Consider the following 21,273-nt stretch of genomic DNA (forward strand, 5'->3'; position numbering starts at 1 on the left):
CTACTCCTTGCTGGCAAATGCCTGGGCTATGCGCTCACACACTTTGGTTTCACACGCTCGCAATGCTTGATATACGGCATTTTCTATGGCGCGGGCGTTAGATTTTCCGTGGCTGATTATGGCGACTTTTTTGACCCCAAGCAGTGGCGCACCGCCATACTCGGCGTAATCGACCTTTTTCTTAAGATTGGCAAATGCGCCTTTAAGTAGCAGCCCACCTAGCAGGCGCAAAGGAGATGACTTAATCTCTTGTTTTAGGATAGTGCTTATAGAGCTTGAGACACCTTCACTTGCCTTTAGCACGAGATTCCCGCTAAAGCCATCGCATACGATGACATCAACACTGCCATTAAATATGTCATTGCCCTCTACATTGCCCTTGAAAAACGCATAGGGCTTCAGCATAGCAAAGGCGGCTTTTGTGAGTTCATTGCCTTTAGATTCTTCCTCGCCATTTGCTAAAAGCCCCACGCGGATAGCGTTTTCATCATAGCCCATCACGCCTCGCGCGTATTCATAGCCCATTATCGCAAACTCCACTAGGTATTCAGGCTTGCAGTCGGTGTTTGCCCCGGCATCTAGGATCATACTAGGCTTATCTGTGATAGTGGGCATAAGTGTGCAAATAGCAGGGCGCGACACGCCATCAATGCGCCCAAGCCGCAAGGTCGCTAGACTCATAGTCGAGCCGCTATGCCCGGGTGATACAAGCGCATTAGCTTTACCCTCTCGCACAAGCTCTGTGGCGATATAAATCGATGAATCCTTGCGCTTTAGGGCATCGGTGGCACTCTCTTCCATACGGATATAGTCGCTACAATGCACCACTTCTACGCGCTCATTTGCCCCATACGCCACGCTACTTTGGGAAAGCACAGGGACTATCTCGCGCTCATCGCCTACAAGCAGCACCTTGCACTCACGCGCTTTGCTCGCTGCAATAGCACCTTGCACAATGGGCGCGACTCCGTGGTCAGCCCCCATCACATCAACAGCTATTTTCCACATCTCTACTCCTTAGCGGTTGGCTAAACGCGATTTAGTGAGTTATTTATATGAGCCACTAAATTTATTGATATGGTGTGGGAGCTTCCAGCTGCCGTCTTTGTCTTTGATCGGTTTTGCTAGGGCGATTTTGTAGTGAGTCCTGCGTTTTGCTGCTCTTGTTTTACTTACTCGTCTCTTTGGCACTGCCATAGTGGTCTCCTTTATTATGATAGTCAAGCTTGATGGATTCTATCTCGCTTTGTAAGATAGAATCCAAATCGACAAAGCCATCAAAACACTCAATCACATCAAGTGCATCAAAGCGTTGGCTTTGTATATCCCAGAATCCATCTGCGATATACAAAACCAACTTTTCATCAATCTCTTGTAAAAATTCTTCCCCACTTCTATCGCATATCAGCTCTATTTGACCCTTTAGGCTCGCATCGATACAAAACAGCCCCTTTTCTTTGGCAAAGATTTCGCCCTTGAAGCAAAGCCCTTGCGCACATAGCTCAAATGGCTTTGGCGTGGCGGAGATCTTTTTAGCCTGTATGCGCATAGCAAGCACACGCTGCTAGATCTAGCAAATCTCTCTAGCAGCGAAGAAAAACGCGATTTCATTACGCGCATTCTCTAGGCTATCGCTGCCATGCACGGCATTAGCATCAATACTTTGCGCAAAATCCGCACGGATCGTGCCGGGCTTGGCTTCTTTGGGGTTTGTCGCGCCCATTAGATCGCGGTTTTTGCTCACGGCATTATCCCCTTCTAGCACCATCACTACCACTGGACCGCTGATCATAAACTCTATAAGATCGTTGAAAAATGGTCGGTCTTTGTGGATAGCGTAGAATGCTTGCGCATCGCATTTAGATAGTTGAAGCTTCTTCATCGCAGCAATTCTTAAGCCATTGCTCTCAAAGCGATCGATGATTTTGCCGATCACGCCTTTTTGCACGGCATCAGGCTTGATGATAGAGAGAGTCTGCTCTGCCATAAAATCTCCTTAACAATAAGTCAAATGTAGTAAATAGAATTTGCGATTATAAGCCCATAATGCTTAAATAATAATTACTTATAATAATAATCGCGCTAGGCTTTGCGATATAATGCGTGGCTTTGATGAGCTAAAGTCCTTGCCCCATTTAAAGTCTTTACTAAGGAGACCCTATGATCATAATCCCAGCGCGGCTTGCTTCCACTCGCTTTCCAAACAAAATCCTAGCCGATATTTTTGGGCTACCTATGGTGATAAAAAGTGCCAAAAACGCCGCCAAAGTCGATGAGGTCTGCGTGGCTTGCGATGATATAAGCGTGCTAGAGCTATGCCAGAGCCACAATATCCGCGCCACTCTTACAAGCAAAGATCATCAAAGTGGCACTGATAGATGCTATGAAGCGGCAAAAAAGCTAGGGCTTCCTAGCAGTGAGATCATCATCAATCTCCAAGCTGATGAGCCGTTTTTGGAGCCAGAGATTTTGCAGGCATTGCAGGGCAAGATGGCGCAAGGTGCGTTTATGGCAAGCTGTGCTACACATATCACCAAAGCCCAAGCCCTTGACCCAAATGTGGTGAAAGTCGCGGTGGATTCTAGTGGGAATGCGCTGTATTTCTCGCGCTCTCTTATCCCTTATGATCGCGATGGTAGCACAGATGATAGCAAAATGGATTCTAGCTATTTAGGGCATTTGGGCGTGTATGGGTATAGTGTGGAGAGTCTTAAAGAGTTTTGCTCCCTACCACAATCTAGGGAGCAATCCCCCCTAGAGCATACAGAGAAGCTAGAGCAGCTACGCGCGCTTTACAATGGATGGCGCATTGCTATGGTGTTTGTAGAGACACAGAGCATAGGGATTGACAGCCCAGAGGATCTAGCAAGGGCTTTGGCGCGATTTAGCCATAAAGAGTCCTAAAGAAACCAGATAAAGCAAGATTCTGCTAGAATCCACATTTTCAAGCCCAACACAAAGGACACAAATGAGCCTACAATCTCTACTAAAAAACTCCGCCAAATCCTACATCAAATCCTATTTGGCGAACTTCAAAGCCACTAGAATCTACAAAGCCCAAAGATGCTATTTTGCAAGCAAGACCAAATCCTACCTAGACTACCTAAGCCAAGCAGGAGCTTTACGCGATTTGCCACAAGATCACGCTAAAAAGGTGCTAGAGTTTTGGACGCCTTTACTCTCTCTCTCTCTCTCTCTCTCTCTCTCTCTCTCGTGGCGGCGCGGGCAAGAGTGCATTACAAGAGCGACTAGATGAGCTACTAAGCTGGCATACAATCTACCATAGCATAAATCCCCACCACCCCCTAGATGTCGCCTACCTAGACAATCACTTCTACTACTGCGATATTCTCCCCTACTTCAATCCTAAATCCTACCAAGCCGCCTTTAGCGATAAAAACTACTATGATGTGATTTTCTCCCGCTTCCCTACCCCTCGCACGATAGCCAAGCGTATAAAAGGCAGCTACTATCGCCCAAGTGCAAACGCAAGCCACACACCCCAAAGCCTAGAATCCACTTTGGCATTGCTACAAGACTATGACCGCGTGCTGATTAAGCCCACAGAAATGCACGCCACAGGGCTAGGCAGTGGGATTGCAATAGTGGATTCTAGGGGGCAAGACATAGCACAAGTGCTAGCAGGCTATACAGGCGATATTGCGATACAAGAAGTCATTACACAGCACCATTTTTTGCGCGATTTGCAGCCAAGCTCTGTGAATACCTTTAGAATCGTTACTTTTTTATATCAAAACAAATGCGTGCTACTTAGCGCGGTGCTATATATCGGGGCTGGAGGCGTGGCGTCTAATGATGGGGAGTTTTATAAAATCGGCATTGATGAAAATGGCGTGGCGAGAGATTTCATTGTGCAGGGCTGGGGCAAGCAGGCTTCAAGCCTACCAAGTGGCGCGAGAGTTTGCGGCGAGCAGATTCCGTATTTTGATAAGGCTGTAACTATGGCTAAGTCTATGCACCTAGTGCTGCCGCATTTTGGGCTTATCGGCTGGGATTTTACTATCGATGAAAATGGTAAGCCTGTGATGATAGAGCTAAATCTTGACTGCCCGACTTGTGAGAGCTTGCAGTTTTGCAACGCCCCACTCTTTGGTGATTTAAGTGAGAGTGTGTTTGAAGAAGTCTTAAGAGCTAGAATCTAGTCGCTTCAAGACTACACACTATGCTTAAGCATTTAGGGTGGATTAAGTGAGATTTTAGCACTTTGTGCCTAAAATCCGCAGCTAGATTAGCTGCAAAGTAGCAAAGGAGAGAAAATGAAAAAAGTGGATTCTAGCTTTGATATGACACAAAAAAGCACACAAGAACTTATAGCAGAGGTCTCCACTAGGCTTGATAGGATAGAGAAGCTCCCCGCGCACAATGGCGATAAAGAGCTTATCACAGAGCTAGAGAGTAAGGGTATCTCACGGCGTGATTTTATGAAATGGGCGGGGGCGATGACAGCAGCTCTCTCACTTCCAGCAAGCTTCGCACCGCTTACCGCGCGTGCCGCAGAGATCGCTAATCGCACACCTGTGATCTGGCTGCATATGGCAGAATGCACCGGCTGCAGCGAGAGCTTGCTACGCACAGAGGATCCAAGCGTGGATTCTGTGATATTTGATATGATAAACCTTGAATACCACGAGACCATTATGGCAGCCTCAGGCTACCAAGCGACACAAAACCTAGAATCCGCTATCAAAAAACACCACGGCAACTATATCTTAATGGTAGAAGGTGGGATACCAAAGGGCAGTAGCGAATACTTCCTAACAATCGGGGCAAATGCCACCACAGGTGCGCAAGAGTGCCGCCACGCCACAGAGGGAGCTATGGCGATATTTGCTATTGGGACTTGCTCTAGCTATGGTGGTGTGCAAGCTGCCGCGCCCAATCCCACCAACGCCCAACCACTTGATAAAATCATCTCAAAGCCTGTGATAAAAGTCCCGGGCTGCCCACCAAGTGAGAAAAATATCGTAGGCAATGTGCTGTATTTTGTGATGTTTGGCAAGACTCCGCCTATTGATGCCTTTGGGCGACCTACTTGGGCGTATGGGCATAGGATCCACGATCTCTGCGAGCGTAGAGGGCATTTTGATGCGGGTGAGTTTGTAGAAGCCTTTGGCGATAGCAACGCTGAAAAAGGCTACTGCCTATACAAAGTAGGCTGCAAAGGTCCCTATACTTTCAACAACTGCTCTAAACTGCGCTTCAACTCCCACACAAGCTGGCCCATACAAGCAGGGCACGGCTGCATTGGCTGTAGTGAGCCAAACTTCTGGGATACGATGAGTCCGTTTGAGCGACCCTTGGGGAATACGCCATTCCACACCGCATATAGCGGCTATGGCGCAGATAAAGCGGCAGATACAATCGGCACCGCAGTGCTTGCTGTAACAGCTGTGGGCATCGCCGCGCACGCAGTCGTATCAAGTATGACTAAAGCCAAATAGCACGCATTAAGGAGAGAAAATGACAAAGCGAATTATTGTAGATCCAATCACAAGGATTGAAGGACACTTGCGTATAGAAGTGATCGTTGATGAGAGCAACACCATTGTCGATGCGTTTTCTTCATCGACTTTGTGGAGAGGATTAGAGAAAATCATCGTAGGGCGCGATCCTAGAGATGCGGGGTTTATCGCGCAAAGGATCTGTGGTGTATGCACATATAGTCACTATAAAGCCGGTATTGTTGCTGTTGAAGATGCCCTAGGTATCAAGCCTCCGCTCAATGCGCAAATGGTGCGATCGCTTATGAATATCTCACTCTTTTTGCACGACCACATTGTGCATTTCTATACGCTACACGGACTTGATTGGTGTGATATTACAAGCGCATTAAAAGCCGACCCAGCAAAAGCTGCAAAAGAAGCCTACAAATACGCCAAAATTCCTTTATGCGCTGGAGAAAATGAGCTCCTAGCCGTGCAAAAGCGCGTAGGAGACTTTGTCCAGCAAGGCGCACTAGGACCATTCCAAAACGCTTATTGGGGGCATAGGACTTATCGCTTCTCTCCAGAGCAAAATCTCATTGTCCTATCGCACTATCTAAAGCTCCTTGAAGTGCAGCGCGAAGTGGCAAAAATGATGGCAATCTTTGGTGCTAAGCAGCCCCACCCACAAAGTCTAACCGTAGGTGGGGTAACTTCTGTTATGGATATTTTAGATCCTACAAGGCTTGGCGAGTGGAAGAGTAAATTTGAAATGGTAGCAGACTTCGTGTATCGCGCATATTGGGCAGATCTTGTAATGGCAGCTCAAGTGTATGCTAGCGAGCCTTCAGTGGCACAAGCAGGCTGCGGAGTGAAAAACTTCCTATCACACGCTGAAATGCAAATTGGCGAAAATGAGTATTTATATAGCACAGGGATTGTGAAAAATGGCGATTTAAGCAAGCTCTATGATTTAGATGAAAATCTCATCGCCGAAGAAGTTACAAACTCTTGGTATAAGTATGAAAACACCGATAAAGTCGCTCTCCATCCCTATGATGGGCAAACAACGCCAGACTACACAGGCTTTGATGATGGAGTAAGCATAGGACCAGATGGCAAGGAAATCCCCACTAAAAATCTCAAACACGATGGCAAATACTCGTGGATCAAATCTCCGCGCTATGATGGCGAGCCTATGGAGGTAGGACCTTTGGCAACCGTCGTAGTAGGGCTTGCAGCCAAAAATCCCTACATCACGCCCGTAGCGCAAGAGTTTTTAAAGCAAACAGGCTTGCCGGTAGATGCTCTCTTTACCACACTTGGTAGAACAGCGGCGAGATGTATTGAAGCGCGTGTGTTGTGTGATTATGGACTAAAGGCATTTGACACACTTGTGGAGAATCTCAAAGTCGATACACGCACTTGTGCGCCTTATAGCATTGATGAGAGTAAGGAATACAAGGGGCGATATATCGGCAATGTGCCTAGAGGTATGCTAAGCCACTGGGTGCGAATCAAAGGCGGCAAGGTGGAGAATTATCAAGCGGTCGTGCCTTCTACTTGGAATGCCGGTCCAAGAGACTCTCAAGGCAAGAAAGGTCCCTATGAAATGAGCCTTATAGGCACAAAGGTAGCGGATATTACACAGCCTTTAGAGATTATCCGCCATATCCATTCATTTGACCCTTGTATTGCGTGTGCGGTGCATATTATGGATACAAAGGGCGTGGAGCTTAGTGAGTATCAAGTCAAGCCCTCATTTGCTCGCATATAAGGAGAGACTATGAGAGAAGCAGTAGATTCTGGCAAGAGGGATTTCCAAGCCCATACGGAGTTTTCTGGGCTGACTAGGATTTTCCACTGGTTGCGTGCGTTTGCGATTTTTGGGCTTATTGGCACGGGATTTTATATCGCTATGCCATTTTTGAGCGCGACTCCAAGCCCTGAGCCTACGCTTTTTACCCAAGCATATATCCGCAGTATCCACTTGATTTTAGGGTTTATCTTGATCGCAGTGTCTATCTTCCGTGTGTATCTTTTCTTTTTTGACAAAGAGGGGAGCAAAGAGGAGCGGCGGTCATTTAAGCAGTTTATCGATGTGAAAGTGTGGATTGCTTCGATTAAGACTTATCTCTTTATCGGCAAGCATCCACATATAGAAGGCGCGTATAATCCACTGCAATTTATCACTTACTTCACACTTGGTGTGCTGACGCTGCTTGTGTGCTTGACAGGCGTGGCACTCTATGGCAATGTCTATCATAGTGGGCTAGGTGGCGTGCTGGGCGCGTGCTTTAAATGGGTAGAAGTGCTATGTGGTGGGCTATCTAATGTCCGCGTGATCCACCATATATTGACTTGGGCGTTTGTGATCTTTATCCCTGTGCATATTTATCTTGTCGTGTGGAATTCTGTGAAATATCCAAATGGTGGGGCAGATGCGATTATCAGCGGTGTGCGCTATCAAAACGAGCTGAAAGTGTAAATTTGCGTGTTTTGGTGCTAGGGATAGGCAATATCCTCTTTGGTGATGAGGGTATTGGCGTGCATTTGTGCAATTATCTCAAGGTCAATTACGCCTTTGACTCACTAGAGCATAGTATAGAGTTTGTCGATGGCGGCACGCTCGCCCAAGCTCTTATCCCTATGATTGTCGAGTATGATTCTGTGCTGGTGCTTGATACGATAAATGTCGCAGGTGCGGCGATCGGCGATGTGTATAGCTTCCCATTTTCTGCGATCCCTGATACTATCACTTGGGCGGGGAGTGCGCACGAGGTAGAAATGCTCCAAACACTAAAGATGATCGAGCTTCTAGGCGATCTACCGCCCTTGCATATCATCGGTGTTGTGCCTTATATCATAGGCTCTGATACGACTTTTGAGCTATCAGCCCAGCTTCTAGCGCGATTTGATGACTTAGAGCAAGAGGTGCTGCGATATTTACGCACGCTAGGCTTTGAGAGTAAAAAAGTGGATTCTACTCCTATCCAAGCTATCGCCAATCATTCCTACAAGGGCTACTAGCGTGCTAGCCTTTATCTTCCACACAAGCAAGCCTAGCTCCTATATCGCGCCATTTGAAGCGATCTTAACACACATAGCCAAAGCACATAATCTAGTCTATGCCAAAGAATTTATCGACACAAATCCGCCCTATCAATACGCCTTTATCCTTGCAGAAGTGGATTCTAGCAATAATGCAGGGATCAAAAGTGTGTTTGACAAAAACACCGCAGGCGGCAGGATTTCTAAAGAAACATCGCCTAACGCCAAAACCAAACCAACACCCAAAACACCAAACACAGATGATTTTTCCGCGCGTGTGCTAGGCTTTGCCGATGAGCTATCACGCACCCTGCCTTTAAGTATGTATTTCATCTTTGATCGCATTGAGCCAGAGTATGAGGCTAGCCACCGATCGCCGCGCTTTTGCCGCGCCGCACGCGCTTGCGCTAAACCTCTGCCTATGGTAAGCGACATCCTAGCACTGATACAAAGCTTTGAAAAGCAGGATTCTAGCTTTTCGCGTTTATGCAAGCAGTTTTTCTCCCATATCCACACGCCAAATCCTAAAGACCCCAAAAGCTCTCGCGCGATCACAATCCCCCCAAACGCACTTTACACGCTCCTAGACTCTCTCTCCCACGCACTTCTCACGCGCTCGGTTATCATCGCCACTACACGCGGGAGCTATGAGCTATCACGCGCCAAATCCAAGCAATCCGCGCTAATGTTTTGGGAAATGGGGGCGTTGCAAAGCTTTATGCGTATCGATTCTACCCAGCTCTCCTGCCTTGCTAGCGTGGAGAAGCCTAGTATGAAGCTCTGCCCCAAGGATATTTTCCGCGAAGAGCTGCTAGGCTCTAGCGAGCGCGTGGAGATAGAGTGCTTGCTCGCCTTTGACCCTATGCTTATGCTGCTAGGCTCTCTTGCTCGCACTAAAGGTGTGGAATATGTCTTTATCCGTAAAGCTCGCAAGCCTGCGGATTTATCGTATAGCTCGCGCTTTTGTGTGCCAAAGCTAGAGAGCATTGTCTGCGGACGCGATGGGATCTATCTCAACACGCGCAAGAGTAGGCATAATCTTTTTAGCATTGTTGCTAAGCATTATCCGCGCCCCCTAGAATCCACTTTTTGCGATGGGGATTCGGTCTTGGGTGAGCAATGCGGCAGTGTTGCAAACTTTGTGAAAGGCACGACCACCAAGGTCGCTAACCTTCCCCAAAGTTTGCAAAGCTCCCACAGCCCCACCGCAACTCCTAGAATCCTTGAAGAAGAAAAACAAGCCGGTTTTGAAAAATCCGCCAAAAATCAAAATCAGCCGCAAAGTAAAAAAGTGGATTCTAGCAATGAAGCTTTTTCATCGTCATTGCGAGCCGACTTGTCGGCGCGGCAATCCATACAAACAAAAACACAAAACCTAGAATCCACTTTTGAAAACAATGCTGAACAAATACAAAAAACCCAAAAAAAGGATTCTAGCAATGAAGCTATGGATTGCCACGCCACTGCTACGCAGTGTCTCGCAATGACAGAAAACAACGCTGCTAGTGAAAAAGTGGATTCTAGGAAAAATGCTGAAAGTGTAAAAACATCGCAGAATGAAAACGCCGCAGGCGGCAGGATTTTTCTAAAGAAACATCGGCTAACGCCGAGCGGTGTCCCTTGTTTTCTAAAGAAACATCGCTTTGCTTGTTTTGATGAAAACGCACAAACGCAAAAAGTGGATTCTAGCAAGCAAGCCCAAAGTTTAAACAAGTCGCAGGCGACAGGATTTGCCGATGATTTTGTGGGTTTTCAAGGCGGGGGCGAAGGGATTTACCTAAGCGGTAATGAGCAAGCCCCCGCCGCAGAATCCCGCAAAAGCGCGGCAAAGCCAAAGCCCAAAACACAGCGCGAGCAAAACGCCCACCTTATGCTTGTATGCTATCTCTCTATGGCACATTCTAGCGCGGTGTGGATCTATGATGGCATAAGCTACAAGCAAGCCCTGCCCGTGCGCTTTGCTAGCAGTGAAGCTTCTATGCTAGAGACTCTAGCGCGCGAGTATAAAGGCGCAGATAGGCTACTAGCAAACTATCAGGCGCATTTTGGGGCACTCGGTGCGCTAGAGCTAGAGGCTAGCCCTAGAATCTCAACAAACCTTACTGATATATTTGCCATTATTGCGCGAGTGCTTGGGTTTTGTGAGAGTGGTGCAAGCGATGATTGCGCGAAAGAAAGCTTGCTAAATTATGCCAAGCTATGCTTGCGCGATAAGGGTCCGCGCATTGACTACAAGCTTAAAAAAGCCCCCCAAGGAGGCATAGAGCTGGACTACCCTAGGATCTTGCGTAGCTGTATGAGCTTCGCGCTTGCAGGCGTGGAGCGCGAGATGATAGCCTTTGGCGTGCTGGATTCTCTAGCGGAGTTTATGGGGAATTTCGTGCGAGATATGAGCCAAAACTACGCGATCAAGCAGGTTTTCATCTGTGGGGATATGCTTAGTCATAAAATATTTTTCGATAAGATTTTGCTCTATCTACCGCGCGATATTACGCTAATCTTGCCACAAGATGGCTACATTGATACATTATAGGAGAGTCTATGCACTTTGAAATGCTCTATGCCAAAATCCACCGCGCTCGCGTGAGTGATGCAAATATCAACTATATAGGCTCCATTACGATTGATAGGGCGTTGTGCGAGGCGGTGGGCTTGCTTGAAGGTATGAAAGTTGATGTAGTCAATGTCAATAATGGCACAAGACTTAGCACCTATGTCTTGCTAGGGGAGAGTGGCAGCGGGGTGGTGTGTCTAAATGGCGCGGCAGCTAGGCTTGCTTGCGTGGGTGATGTGGTGATCATCATCGCGTATGCGAGTATGACGCTAGAGGAGGCAAAAGTGCATACGCCTAGAGTCGCCTTTGTCGATGAGAATAATCGCTTACTACAACAACCAAAGGAGCAATAATGTTTGATATGAATCAATTACAATCTCTACTAAGCACAATGCAAAAGCAAATGCAAGAGCTAGAATCTAGTGCGCAAGACTCTATCCACACGGCTAAGAGTGGCGGCGGGCTTGTGAGTGTCAGCATAAATGGCGCAGGGGAGGTGGTGGATATTAGTATCGATGACTCTTTGCTAGAGGATAAAGACTCCTTGCAGATTCTCTTAATCTCAGCCCTAAATGATGCCTACAAAAATGTCGAAAACAGCAAAAAATCCCAAGCCCTTAATCTGCTCGGCGGACTTAATCCGTTTCAAAAATCTTAGCCTAGAATCCACTTTTGCGACTTTGGCGGTGTTTCTTATGGATCGCCACGCTCGCTTCACTCGCTCGCGATGACGGAGAAAGTCGCCTACTTTGTCATTGCGAGCCTTGCGACAGCAAGGCGAGACAATCCATAAAATAACAGGTAACCCCCTAGAATCCACTTTTGCGCGGTGTGTGGATACGCGGATAATCCGCTCACGGATACAAGATAAGAAAACAAGAGATGTAGAAAGTGGATTCTAGGATTGGGGTTGCGGGGATTTGGATCCACGCCTTGCCTGCAAAAGTGGATTCTAGCTTAGAGTTGTGCGTTTGGTGGGTTTGCTGCTTGCTAGGGCTAGATCCTGCTTGCTCCACTCATCAAGGGCTTTTTGTGTTGTGTGGATCACGCAGTCTATCCCCCCAGCAAGCGAGAAAAGCCAGTATTTATGGTAGTAGAGCCATTGCAGCTGCTTTGCTTTAAGCTCATCTTCATTGGCAGTGTAGAGCACTAGCACTTTGGCGATGTCTAGCTCTTGGTGGAAGATGTAGGATTGTATGGCGTCCATAAAGTAGCTCGTAAATTTCCGCTCGCCAAAAAGCCCTTTAATATCATCGATTTTATCGCTTAGGGCATTAAGCTTGGCGAAATTGATCTTTTCAAGCTTGTTTTGGGCATTGAGCTTTTCTATATGCTCTAGCTCTCTAGCTAGCTGCAAAAATACGCGCTCGATCTTGCGCTTTTGCGTGCTGCCGTATTTGATGATGTCTTGGGCTTTTTTGTAGGCTTGCTTGATGAGCTTTGCGCTGTGCTTGGGGCTAGGTGGGGCTAGCAGTAGGGGGGGCTTTTTCTGCGCTTTTTGCACGATAGATTCTACCACTTGTGTAAAGGGCAGCTCCTTTGTGCCAGCTATGCGCGCGCCTCCTTGCGTGGCATTGATGACTTGCATACTAGGTGGTGTCCTAGCAATGTCCTTTTCAAAAAAGTGTAAAAATAGCTTCCAAATCTTGCTTGTCTCTATCTGCCCTTCTCCACCATAGCGCGGGACATATATGCCCTCTTTTTTGTATTGGGACTCTTGTGTGCCATAGATCGCATCTTTAGAATGCGAGCTGCCATCATCGCCAAACGCCAAATCCTGCCCGATAAATATGCACTGCTTAAATTCTGCGAGCATCGCTAGCTCATACGCCATATTTGCCGCACTCATTCCTATGCCCAAATACCCATACTCATCAAAGCCAAAGAGACTTGTATAGCCAAATGGACGGAAGCTAAAGCACACTTTTGCCCCCTTTAGGGCTAGTTTGGTGTGCTTATGCACGATAGAAGTTAGGGCAAACACCACGCCTTTTTGTGCTTGCTTAGGCGTGTCGGTGTAGAATTTGGCACTTTCTTGCACGCGCTCTAGACTTAGGACAATATCTGGCTTTATGCCGTGCTTTGTGAGAATGGGGAAGCTCGCATCCACGCATAATAATGTCGCATAGGGCGCGACTTTTTTCAGCAAGGGCAGCTGCTTATGCAGGCTAGGACCTGTGGAGATGATGATCGCGCTATCTCTGCCCCTTAAAGCTAGCACGAGATCCTTTAGGCTTGGGGTGCGCAGGGCGTCTGGGAGATTGGCTATGTGATGATAAATCCCCACCACAGAATCCCTAGCGTCATTGCCCACACTCACGACTGCTTGCTCAATGGCTTTGATAAAATAGCCATTGATACGCAAAATATCATCGTGATAGCTCTCATAATATGGGCAGGTTACTAGTAGGTCATAAGTTTTTACAAATACGCGGGAGTATTTATTGCTATCAAAGAGAGAATCCACGCCCATATAGCTGATTTGCTTAGTGTAGATGATTTGCAGCTTTTGCGTGGCGATTTCACTAGAAAAATCAAGCAAATTTAGCACGATGAAAATGATCTCAAGCTCTGGCTCAAAGACTACTATGCGCTGCCGCTGCTCATTAAAGAGCAAGCGGATTAGCACGCCATTGCCTAGCCCATAGAGGTATAAAAAGGGGTAGTAAGAGTAGCTATGGAGCTGGGCATTTCTCTCCATAATCTCATCAATAGGCTTTGTGAGGTAGAGGGCTTTGGTGTTTTTGGTATCGATGATGTTGTAGTTTGCCGGATCATTATCCATAAAGACTTCATAGTGTTGATTGGGCTTGAAAGATTTCAAAGCGAGATATAGTAGCGCATCGACTTTGGCTAGGGCGGCTAGGTTGGTATCAAAATGGCTCATTAAGGCTCCTTGGTAGCTAGGCTTTAGAAGCCTTAAGCAATTTTAAATCCACTTAAGCCCCGCTTGCATAAATCCTTAAATACTCTTGCAGGCAAAAAGAGCTAGCCCTATGGATAGCTAGCACATCGTAGTAGTGGATTTGCTTGGAAGTGTTTGTGTAGCCCATAAGTAGGCTAAGATTTAGCCCATCAGTGCTATCTAGCACACATAGCAAGTCCCCAAAATTATCAAATATCACAAGCTTTTCATAGCCCAAGTCTCTAAGCATAGGGAATATAGAAGTTGGGGATTCTCCTTGCTCGAGCAAATGCGATAAACTCCACTCAAAATAAAGAATCGGCATAAATGCGCTAATCGTAGCCCTAGCTCCTCGGAGGACTTTGAAGTCAAATCCATCGGTATCGATTTTGATGAAATTAGGTGTGAAGTTGGTCTGCTGGATAATGTGATCTAGTGTAGTGATAGATGATGAAGTAGAGCTAGCGACAAGCTTGCCACTGCCATCTTGCAAGCTCATCGCATACTTTTCACAAGAGTCGCTCTGCCCTAAAAATGTCGTGTAAATATAAAAGAGTTTATGGTCTCCCCCCCCCCCCCCGTAGAATCTAGTGTGCTATTAGTCGTATAGATAGCATAAGAATCTGGGCTAGGGAGCTTATGGAGAGAGCGGAGATTGTGTGAGAGATTGGTATAAATCAAATCCGCATAGCTCCTCTCTCCTTCTATAAGCAAATATGAAGCATTGCTAGCTTGATCGCTTAGAGAGAGCACCGCCGTATCGCCGATATTTGCCCCTACATCAATCATAGCAAGCCTGCCATCTTTGGCACAAATATATTGCGCGATAGCTTGCAAGCGCATATCATAATGCGGATAGAGCTTTTGATTGATAAAGATCGTATGAGAAAAGGGCATAGTAAGCCTAAGCTCTCTAAAAGTAGCGGTGATAACAGGATCACAAAAGCGTAGTAAAAACTTGCGCAAATGCAGCAAGATTCTAAAACAAAGCCTGCTTTGTGTCTTTAAAGTATGCTGGTAAATGGCTTGTGCCAAGAATTTCATAGCGACTCCTTGTGGTATAAATAAGCGCGAAAGGCGCGGAAGCGATTGTAGCACAAGCGTAACGCAAAAGTGCTATAATAATATACATTATCATTATAGAGGACAAAATGAATCTTGATGCTTGTGCATATAACCATAGCTACAAAGTTACGGCAATCAACCTAGAAGATAGCATAGCCAAAGAGCGTTTAGCATCGCTTGGGATAGTGGCTGGCGTGATCATCACGATCTTGCAAACCTCAGCCAAAAAGGCGACTATTTCCGTGCAAGTGCATCAAACAATCATCGCCCTGCGCAATGAAGAAGCTAGGCAGATACAAGTAGAGCTAATATAGCTCCGCTGCTTGTTGCTCCGCGCAATGGATAGTATCTTACTTACAATGTAAAGCTCGCAAGTAGGTGTGCAAAAAGTGGATTCTAGGGGGTAGGCGATTCAGTCTTGGGTGAGCAATTCCGCAGATTTTAGGGATTTGGAGACAACCGCAGATCTCTAGTCTAGCTCTGCCCCCAAAACAAGCGAAGCGCAGTTTCTTTAGAAATCCCTAAAAAACTCCAAAAGCCCCACCGCAACTCTTAGAATCGTGTTGAAGCAAAACAAGCTTTGTGAAAAAGCCCATTTTCTGTCATTGCGAGACCTACCGCAAGGCAGGGCGTGGCAAAACAAGCGAAGCGCAGTTTCTTTAGAAAGCAAGGTGAAGCCGCAGCTTCTTTAGTAATCCATAAGCCCAAATCTAGCGATAACGCCCAAAACCTAGAATCCACTTTTGACAACAACGCGCAAAAAAGCAAAAAAGTGGATTCTAGGGGGTTTAGGCTTGTTTCATCACCGCTTTGGGATTCTAGGATTTGCGATGATAAAGCAGGGTTGCGCCGCCTTTTGCGCGGAGATAAGACTGATTGTCTATCGCACAAACAAAAGGCAAGCTCCCTGCTTTATCGCGCAAAACAAGCGAAGCAAAGTTTCTTTAGAAAGCCGAATCCTTATCAAAAAGTGGATTCTGGGGACCAGATAGAAGCTAGAGAATCTCGGCAGTGCTTTCATCAATGATTTGTGCGCGCAAGATTTTTTGCGTGCTTTGATTGCGGACTTTGATTATGTCGCCTTGTGAGCCATTTTGCAAGGCTTGGACTTGGGTTTGCAAGGTGAGATTATCACTGCGGATAATACCTGTGATCATCTCGCCCTTACGCACTAGCACGCGCTCTTTGACTTTATCTAGCGTGATAAGCCCCCCAGAGCCTATGAGCGATCGCGCCGAGACTTTGCCTAGCGCACTTTGGGGTAGGAGCTTGGTGCTTGTAAGGGCGGAGAGCTTGGCGCGCGTGGTGGCGGTGTTTTGCGTGGTTATATTGACATTGGTGCTAATAAGCCCCGTGGTTTTGATGATAGTAAGCTCGGCTTCGATATTATACGCGATAGGCACAGATAGCACGCTTGTGCCGTTGTGGATTTTGGCTATGAGTGTGCCGCTGGATTTGCTAAGGGCATTGGCAGAGAGTGTGCAGAGATTTGGAGCAGCGCAGGAGAGATCGGGCAGGTCTTTGGCTGAAGGTGGGATTTGTAGGCTGATTTGCGTGATGTGCAGGTCATAGTCTTTGTAGGCGTGCATATAGCTTTGCTCGATGAAGTGTGTAAGAGAGTCTTTGGCACACAAACACACACAAAAGCACAGCAAAAGCACAAAAAATCGCATCTCACACCCTTTGCACAAAATCAGCAAGGATCAAGCGGATATTCCCGCCAAAATTTATGCGTAAATACTCCTGCCCACCTTGCCTACGCACTTCTTGCACCACTCCTAGCCCAAAGATTTTATGACTCACTGCACAGCCCTTGCTAAAGCTACCACTAGAATCCACTTTTGCCCCCCTAGAATCCACGCCGCTAGAATCGTCCCTAGAATCCACTTTGGCAAAGCTATCTTCACAAAAGTGGATTCTAGCTTCTTTGATGAAGCGCGATGGGGCTAGACTCTCTCGCTTGCCTTTGTAAAATCGCGAATGCGCGTGTGAGACAAAGAGCTTTTCCCTAGCGCGTGTGATTGCTACATAGCCTAGCCGCCGCTCTTCTTGCAGATCGCCCTCTTCACGCAGCAGGGGGAAAAATCCTTCTTCACAGCCTATGATAAACACATAGTCAAACTCCAGCCCCTTAGAGCTATGCACGCTCATACAGCTCACACTCTCGCCCACTTCTACATCACTGCTAGAGCTTAAACTTAGCTCATAGAGCAAATCATCAAGCCCTTGGTGCGGATTTTGCATAAAAAAGTCGCGGAAATAACCATAAAACTCCTCAATATTTGCCCGCCTATCAATATCATCAGCACTTGTTTGCAAGCGCAAAGCAAAGCTCTCATCAAAGGCGTCTAAAAATCCTAGCGCACTTTCTTGGAGCTTTGCTTGCAGGAGTTCTATGGTGTCAAAAAGAGCGCGTAGCTGCTTATTTTGCGTGTGTGATAAAGTGGATTCTAGTAGCCTTTGCTTGTAGGCTTTATAGACACTAAGTTTATGTGATTGAGCAGTGCTAAAGATCTTTTCTTGCGCGATTTTGCCAAGGGATCGTTTGGGGACATTGATGATTCGTGAGAGAGAGAAATCATCATTAAGATTTAGCACCACGCGGAAATATGCTAGCACATCTTTGATCTCTGCGCGTTCATAAAATCTAGTCGCGCCGATAAGTTTATAGGGGATTTTGGCGCGGTTTAAGCCCTCTTCTATACTGCGAGAGAGCGCATTTAGGCGGAAGAGTATGGCGATTTGCGTAGGAGCGATGCCCTGTGCTAAAAGCGTGGTAATGTGGCTGGCTATGGTGTTTGCCTCTGCTACTTCATCATCATTGCTAAGTAGCACAATTTCATCGCCTTGCCCCCTTGTGCTATGCAGCTCCTTGCCAAGCCTAGAGGTGTTGTGTGCGATAAGGGCGTTTGCCGCGCGTAAAATCGGCTCTTTGGAGCGGTAGTTTTGGGCTAGGGTGATGGTCTTTGCGCCAAAAGTTTGTGCAAAGTGCAAGATATGAGAAATATCCGCCCCTCTCCAGCTATAAATGCTTTGGTCATCATCGCCTACGACACAGAGATTGCTATGCGTGGTGCAGAGCTTTTGTAGCAAAGAGACTTGCAAGAAGTTTGTATCTTGGTATTCATCAACCATAATATATTGGTATCGCTCGCTCATCATTGTAGCGATTTCAGTATTGCTCGCTAGAATCTCATAGCTCTTTAGCAGTAAATCATCAAAATCAAGCATATTGTTGTCTTCTAAAAATGCCTGATAGGCTTGATAGGCTTTGCTTAGATCTAGGAAATGCTCGCTTTTTGCCTGCTTGCGTGCTTGATCGGGAGGGATAAGCTTGTTTTTGCAGCTAGAGATATAGCCTAGAATCTGGGCGGGGCTAAAGTAGGCAAAGCTAGAATCCAGTTTTTTGATAACGCGCTTTTGATCATCGCTATCAAGCAAAATGAAGTCGTGCTTACGCCCTAGGTGGTGGATATGCTCGCGTAAAAAGAGCAGCCCAAAGCGGTGAAAAGTGCAGAGCAAGGGTGGGTGCGGGATCTCTGCACCTAAGAGCTGCAATGCCCTAGTGCGCATTTCATTTGCGGCTTTGTTGGTGAAAGTGAGTGTGAGAGTGCATTGGGGCGGGATCCCTACGACTTTGATGAGATAGGCTAGACGCGTGGTGATAGTCTTTGTCTTCCCACTGCCTGCGCCTGCTAGGATCAATAGCGCGCCATCGATATGCTGGGCTGCCTCTGCTTGGGCTTGGTTTAGCTGGGAGAGTAGTGTGTCCAAGGCTATTGCTCGCTAGTTGGCGGGGCGTTAGATTCTAGCTCATAGGCATAGATTTTTTGCGTATCAATTTGGAAGTCAAAAAACTCCGAGCGAAAGTCAGCTAGTGATACGAAGTTGTAATTTGTCGCAGCGGCTTTGTAGTTTTGGGCTGCTTGATAGAGTAGCCCTAGGGCATAGCGTGCTTCATAGGCGGTGGGGGTTTCCATTTTGGCAAGCTGCAAAAGCAGAGTCGCATCGCCATAATTCCCTGCCCCTACGGCAGATACTGCTGTGAGGAAGCGCGTGTGGCTATCGTTTTCTTGCAGCTCATCAACAAGCATATTAAAAATCGTATAGGCTTTTTGAAAGTCTTTTTGATAGATATTGATTGTCCCAAGTGTCTGCAACGCCCCGCGCGGGTCGTCATCTTTGGCGGTAAGGTGGTTTTGTATAATGCGGGCTTGATTTTGCAAGGAGCCTGTGATAAATCCCGTATAGACATATAGCTCTCTAGGCAACGCCCCGCCATAATACAATGGGCGCAAATCTAGGGTATCGGTATTGAAGAGATTATACATACTAATGCTAATATCTTGCAGGCTCTCGCCAAAGTTTTTGGTAAGCACTGCTAGGATATTGACCACCACATCGTTTGGAAATATCGCTTTAAGGGCGTTGATGTTCTCTAGCATACCTTGCTTGTTTTTGTTTTTAAGCGCATAGACAAATTCTAGTGCATAGAAAATCGGCTCTTTGATTTTGGCTTGCGCGATCCAATCGCTCTCTTGGATTTGGTTGTCATTTAGGTAGTTTAAGAAATTTTCGACAAAGGTGTGCCAAGCGGGGTTTGCTATGTGGTCTTGGATCTCGTGATCTTGGAAAGACTGCACCATATCAAACACCACGCGCTCGGTATCTTTATGGCTAAATCGCCCTGTAAGCACCGCAAAGATTCCAGAGAGATAGTCGTTTTGATCAAGATAATAAGCGCGGATAAAATGCGCATACGCATCATCATACTGCCCAAGTTGCGCATACACTAGCCCTAGGTTGTAGTATAAAATGGCGTGGTTTGGGTTGGATTTTGTCGCGTTTTTTAAAAATGCCAATGCCTGTCGCAAGTCTTTGGTCTCAAGGGCGACAAGTGTGCGGATAATTTCTCTATCGATTTTAGAAGTTGTCGCAGAGCGCAGAAGGATATTTTTCCCCTCTGTGATATTAAGCTGGGCAAAGTTACTTGCTTGTGTGATTTCTTCTAGAACAAGCTTGGCATCAAACACACGATAGGGAGCGAAATAAAAAAGCATTTTATAGCCGATTTTGTCTTTGTTTTCAAAATCGCGCTCCCAAAATGTCTTTTGGGCGATGCTTACATCAAATAGCTCTGGATTGATGACGACTTTGATAGGGTAGGTTACCTTGGCTATTTCGTGGATCCGCTTATCAGAGGTGATAGAATCTAGGCTTGATGCAGCCGCGGCATAGTTCCCAAGCTTTAGCTCGACAATTTGCAATGCCATAAGGGCTTCTACATCATTGGGGTGGTTTTGTAAGAATCGTATGAGATGTGTTTTTGCCTGGGCGTATTCTGCTTTGCGTGCATAAAGTAGCCCCATAGATTTGTTGTCTTCTGGGTTTGCTGCAGCTTGCAAATGCTCTAGGGCATTGCTATCATCGCCAAAGATGGTGAAAATATGCGCGGCTAGGCGGTGGTTTTGCTCACTAAATTCTAGGGAGTTTGGATTAAGCAGGGGGCTTAAGGTCTCAAAATATTTATCCTCATAGTAGGAGGTAAGCGCATAGGCATAGCTATAAAATGGCTCATTGATAATCTCGCTTAAATTGTCATTAGCGACTTTGACATAATGCCCATAGAGATCAAATCGATCTATTTTAAACGCCGCTACTGCCGCGTTGATAGCACTTGCAGAGATATTTTGCCCGGTTTGGATACTTTCATTATATGCAGCAATGGCATCGTGATAGAGCTGGGATTTTAGCTCCATTGTGCCTAGGTTGTAATTGGCGATTGATTGCGAAAAGTCAGCGATTTTGCGAAAGACTTCATAGGCTTCTTGTCGATAGCCTTGATCATAGAGAACATTGCCTTTGATGATGAGATTATCGACACTAGAATCTTGGGCTTCATCATCTGGGGCTGGCAGTGGCGTGGCTAGGAGTTTATGCACTTCTTCTTGGGAGATTTCATTGCTTACACTCTCTTGGGGGGTTTGCTTGGGGGATTTGGTGGATTTACTAGGCATAAGTGCTAAAATCAGCAGCAAAAGCAGCAAGACAATCAATAACGCCGTGCCGCCTAGCACACTATATAGCAGGACTTTGTTTTGCTTGAATTTTTGCACTAAGGGGTGATCTATGGCTGCTATCTTGTCAAGTAGCCCTTGCATAGGGGCAAGCACACCTTGCAGCTTAGAAGCTAAGCTTGCTTTAGGCTCTGTATCTGGGGCTTGCTCTTCTTGGATACTATTGATGTCTGCCAT

Annotated in this window: 23 protein-coding genes; 13 read left to right on the forward strand and 10 right to left on the reverse strand. The window is 46.5% G+C overall.

Features of this window, described 5'->3' with window-relative positions; translation table 11 throughout:
• Genes plsX through ndk form a run of 4 tightly spaced genes read right to left on the reverse strand, consistent with a single transcriptional unit; the run spans position 1 to position 1,987 of the window.
• Positions 1-1,008 carry a phosphate acyltransferase PlsX gene (gene plsX, locus NYG90_RS02645; protein WP_285256553.1) on the reverse strand — a complete coding sequence of 336 codons (1,008 nt, stop codon included), beginning with the start codon at positions 1,006-1,008 and terminating at the stop codon, positions 1-3.
• A 39-nt stretch (positions 1,009-1,047) separates the two neighbouring features.
• Positions 1,048-1,197: a 50S ribosomal protein L32 gene (rpmF, locus tag NYG90_RS02650; RefSeq protein ID WP_115010754.1), complete on the reverse strand. Its 150-nt coding sequence runs from the start codon at positions 1,195-1,197 to the stop codon at positions 1,048-1,050.
• Positions 1,169-1,549, reverse strand: coding sequence for a DUF177 domain-containing protein (locus NYG90_RS02655; RefSeq protein ID WP_115012253.1), 381 nt, complete (start codon positions 1,547-1,549; stop codon positions 1,169-1,171). Before NYG90_RS02655 ends, rpmF begins: the two co-directional genes overlap by 29 nt.
• A gap of 21 nt (positions 1,550-1,570) precedes the next feature.
• On the reverse strand, positions 1,571-1,987 hold the full coding sequence (ndk, locus tag NYG90_RS02660; RefSeq protein ID WP_285256552.1) for a nucleoside-diphosphate kinase: 417 nt from the start codon (positions 1,985-1,987) through the stop codon (positions 1,571-1,573).
• 173 nt (positions 1,988-2,160) lie between these two features.
• On the opposite strand from ndk, the gene kdsB reads away from it, so the two are divergent.
• The 11 genes from kdsB to NYG90_RS02715 all read left to right on the forward strand — a co-directional run bounded on the left by kdsB (position 2,161) and on the right by NYG90_RS02715 (position 11,951).
• Entirely contained in the window at positions 2,161-2,904 is a 744-nt protein-coding gene (kdsB, locus tag NYG90_RS02665) for a 3-deoxy-manno-octulosonate cytidylyltransferase (protein WP_285256551.1), read from the forward strand.
• A gap of 64 nt (positions 2,905-2,968) precedes the next feature.
• Positions 2,969-3,256, forward strand: coding sequence for a hypothetical protein (locus NYG90_RS02670; RefSeq protein ID WP_285264658.1), 288 nt, complete (start codon positions 2,969-2,971; stop codon positions 3,254-3,256).
• Positions 3,257-3,410: 154 nt separating this feature from the next.
• Positions 3,411-4,163 (forward strand): sugar-transfer associated ATP-grasp domain-containing protein, encoded by a 753-nt coding sequence (locus NYG90_RS02675; protein WP_491543640.1) that lies wholly within the window; start codon positions 3,411-3,413, stop codon positions 4,161-4,163.
• 114 nt (positions 4,164-4,277) lie between these two features.
• A complete protein-coding gene (locus NYG90_RS02680) occupies positions 4,278-5,462 on the forward strand; it encodes a hydrogenase small subunit (protein WP_434062722.1) in 1,185 nt (394 codons plus the stop codon).
• A gap of 19 nt (positions 5,463-5,481) precedes the next feature.
• Positions 5,482-7,221: a nickel-dependent hydrogenase large subunit gene (locus NYG90_RS02685; protein WP_285256549.1), complete on the forward strand. Its 1,740-nt coding sequence runs from the start codon at positions 5,482-5,484 to the stop codon at positions 7,219-7,221.
• 9 nt (positions 7,222-7,230) lie between these two features.
• Positions 7,231-7,932, forward strand: coding sequence for a Ni/Fe-hydrogenase, b-type cytochrome subunit (gene cybH, locus NYG90_RS02690; protein WP_115010745.1), 702 nt, complete (start codon positions 7,231-7,233; stop codon positions 7,930-7,932).
• 2 nt (positions 7,933-7,934) lie between these two features.
• Positions 7,935-8,474 carry a HyaD/HybD family hydrogenase maturation endopeptidase gene (locus tag NYG90_RS02695; RefSeq protein WP_285256548.1) on the forward strand — a complete coding sequence of 180 codons (540 nt, stop codon included), beginning with the start codon at positions 7,935-7,937 and terminating at the stop codon, positions 8,472-8,474.
• A gap of 1 nt (position 8,475) precedes the next feature.
• Positions 8,476-11,028: a hypothetical protein gene (locus NYG90_RS02700; RefSeq protein WP_285256547.1), complete on the forward strand. Its 2,553-nt coding sequence runs from the start codon at positions 8,476-8,478 to the stop codon at positions 11,026-11,028.
• An 8-nt stretch (positions 11,029-11,036) separates the two neighbouring features.
• Positions 11,037-11,402, forward strand: a complete 366-nt coding sequence (gene panD / locus NYG90_RS02705) for an aspartate 1-decarboxylase (RefSeq protein ID WP_285256546.1) — start codon at positions 11,037-11,039, stop codon at positions 11,400-11,402.
• On the forward strand, positions 11,402-11,707 hold the full coding sequence (locus tag NYG90_RS02710; protein WP_115010739.1) for a YbaB/EbfC family nucleoid-associated protein: 306 nt from the start codon (positions 11,402-11,404) through the stop codon (positions 11,705-11,707). The genes panD and NYG90_RS02710 overlap by 1 nt, the downstream gene beginning before the upstream one ends.
• Before the next feature lie 91 nt (positions 11,708-11,798).
• Positions 11,799-11,951, forward strand: a complete 153-nt coding sequence (locus tag NYG90_RS02715; RefSeq protein WP_285256545.1) for a hypothetical protein — start codon at positions 11,799-11,801, stop codon at positions 11,949-11,951.
• A gap of 50 nt (positions 11,952-12,001) precedes the next feature.
• On the opposite strand, the gene NYG90_RS02720 is transcribed toward NYG90_RS02715, so the two are convergent.
• The 3 genes from NYG90_RS02720 to NYG90_RS02730 are packed head-to-tail and all read right to left on the reverse strand — an operon-like array spanning position 12,002 to position 14,998.
• Positions 12,002-13,936: a motility associated factor glycosyltransferase family protein gene (locus NYG90_RS02720; RefSeq protein WP_285256544.1), complete on the reverse strand. Its 1,935-nt coding sequence runs from the start codon at positions 13,934-13,936 to the stop codon at positions 12,002-12,004.
• A 52-nt stretch (positions 13,937-13,988) separates the two neighbouring features.
• Positions 13,989-14,453: an FkbM family methyltransferase gene (locus NYG90_RS02725; protein ID WP_285256543.1), complete on the reverse strand. Its 465-nt coding sequence runs from the start codon at positions 14,451-14,453 to the stop codon at positions 13,989-13,991.
• Positions 14,454-14,482: 29 nt separating this feature from the next.
• Positions 14,483-14,998, reverse strand: a complete 516-nt coding sequence (locus tag NYG90_RS02730; RefSeq protein WP_285256542.1) for a hypothetical protein — start codon at positions 14,996-14,998, stop codon at positions 14,483-14,485.
• 107 nt (positions 14,999-15,105) lie between these two features.
• On the opposite strand from NYG90_RS02730, the gene NYG90_RS02735 reads away from it, so the two are divergent.
• Together NYG90_RS02735 and NYG90_RS02740 are read left to right on the forward strand one after the other, a co-directional pair.
• On the forward strand, positions 15,106-15,333 hold the full coding sequence (locus tag NYG90_RS02735; RefSeq protein WP_115010736.1) for a FeoA family protein: 228 nt from the start codon (positions 15,106-15,108) through the stop codon (positions 15,331-15,333).
• Between the two features lie 317 nt (positions 15,334-15,650).
• Entirely contained in the window at positions 15,651-16,046 is a 396-nt protein-coding gene (locus NYG90_RS02740; protein WP_285264659.1) for a hypothetical protein, read from the forward strand.
• Here the strand turns inward: NYG90_RS02740 and flgA are convergent.
• From flgA to NYG90_RS02755, 3 genes are read right to left on the reverse strand one after another with little or no spacing between them, the layout of a single operon-like run.
• Positions 16,015-16,692 carry a flagellar basal body P-ring formation chaperone FlgA gene (flgA, locus tag NYG90_RS02745; RefSeq protein WP_285256540.1) on the reverse strand — a complete coding sequence of 226 codons (678 nt, stop codon included), beginning with the start codon at positions 16,690-16,692 and terminating at the stop codon, positions 16,015-16,017. The two genes, NYG90_RS02740 and flgA, sit on opposite strands and share 32 nt — an antisense overlap.
• Position 16,693: 1 nt before the next feature.
• Positions 16,694-18,793: an ATP-dependent helicase gene (locus NYG90_RS02750; RefSeq protein WP_285256539.1), complete on the reverse strand. Its 2,100-nt coding sequence runs from the start codon at positions 18,791-18,793 to the stop codon at positions 16,694-16,696.
• Between the two features lie 2 nt (positions 18,794-18,795).
• A complete protein-coding gene (locus tag NYG90_RS02755) occupies positions 18,796-21,273 on the reverse strand; it encodes a tetratricopeptide repeat protein (RefSeq protein WP_285264660.1) in 2,478 nt (825 codons plus the stop codon).

The sequence above is a fragment of the Helicobacter zhangjianzhongii genome (assembly GCF_030249855.1).
Lineage (GTDB): Bacteria > Campylobacterota > Campylobacteria > Campylobacterales > Helicobacteraceae > Helicobacter_B > Helicobacter_B zhangjianzhongii.

Bases quoted from the DNA above. Each gene is read 5' to 3' on its own strand.
- plsX (WP_285256553.1), bottom strand. From the start codon at position 1,008: ATGTGGAAAATAGCTGTTGATGTGATGGGGGCTGACCACGGAGTCGCG.
- rpmF (WP_115010754.1), bottom strand. From the start codon at position 1,197: ATGGCAGTGCCAAAGAGACGAGTAAGTAAAACAAGAGCAGCAAAACGC.
- NYG90_RS02655 (WP_115012253.1), bottom strand. From the start codon at position 1,549: ATGCGCATACAGGCTAAAAAGATCTCCGCCACGCCAAAGCCATTTGAG.
- ndk (WP_285256552.1), bottom strand. From the start codon at position 1,987: ATGGCAGAGCAGACTCTCTCTATCATCAAGCCTGATGCCGTGCAAAAA.
- kdsB (WP_285256551.1), top strand. From the start codon at position 2,161: ATGATCATAATCCCAGCGCGGCTTGCTTCCACTCGCTTTCCAAACAAA.
- NYG90_RS02670 (WP_285264658.1), top strand. From the start codon at position 2,969: ATGAGCCTACAATCTCTACTAAAAAACTCCGCCAAATCCTACATCAAA.
- NYG90_RS02680 (WP_434062722.1), top strand. From the start codon at position 4,278: ATGAAAAAAGTGGATTCTAGCTTTGATATGACACAAAAAAGCACACAA.
- NYG90_RS02685 (WP_285256549.1), top strand. From the start codon at position 5,482: ATGACAAAGCGAATTATTGTAGATCCAATCACAAGGATTGAAGGACAC.
- cybH (WP_115010745.1), top strand. From the start codon at position 7,231: ATGAGAGAAGCAGTAGATTCTGGCAAGAGGGATTTCCAAGCCCATACG.
- panD (WP_285256546.1), top strand. From the start codon at position 11,037: ATGCACTTTGAAATGCTCTATGCCAAAATCCACCGCGCTCGCGTGAGT.
- NYG90_RS02710 (WP_115010739.1), top strand. From the start codon at position 11,402: ATGTTTGATATGAATCAATTACAATCTCTACTAAGCACAATGCAAAAG.
- NYG90_RS02720 (WP_285256544.1), bottom strand. From the start codon at position 13,936: ATGAGCCATTTTGATACCAACCTAGCCGCCCTAGCCAAAGTCGATGCG.
- NYG90_RS02725 (WP_285256543.1), bottom strand. From the start codon at position 14,453: ATGAGCTTGCAAGATGGCAGTGGCAAGCTTGTCGCTAGCTCTACTTCA.
- NYG90_RS02730 (WP_285256542.1), bottom strand. From the start codon at position 14,998: ATGAAATTCTTGGCACAAGCCATTTACCAGCATACTTTAAAGACACAA.
- NYG90_RS02735 (WP_115010736.1), top strand. From the start codon at position 15,106: ATGAATCTTGATGCTTGTGCATATAACCATAGCTACAAAGTTACGGCA.
- flgA (WP_285256540.1), bottom strand. From the start codon at position 16,692: ATGCGATTTTTTGTGCTTTTGCTGTGCTTTTGTGTGTGTTTGTGTGCC.
- NYG90_RS02755 (WP_285264660.1), bottom strand. From the start codon at position 21,273: ATGGCAGACATCAATAGTATCCAAGAAGAGCAAGCCCCAGATACAGAG.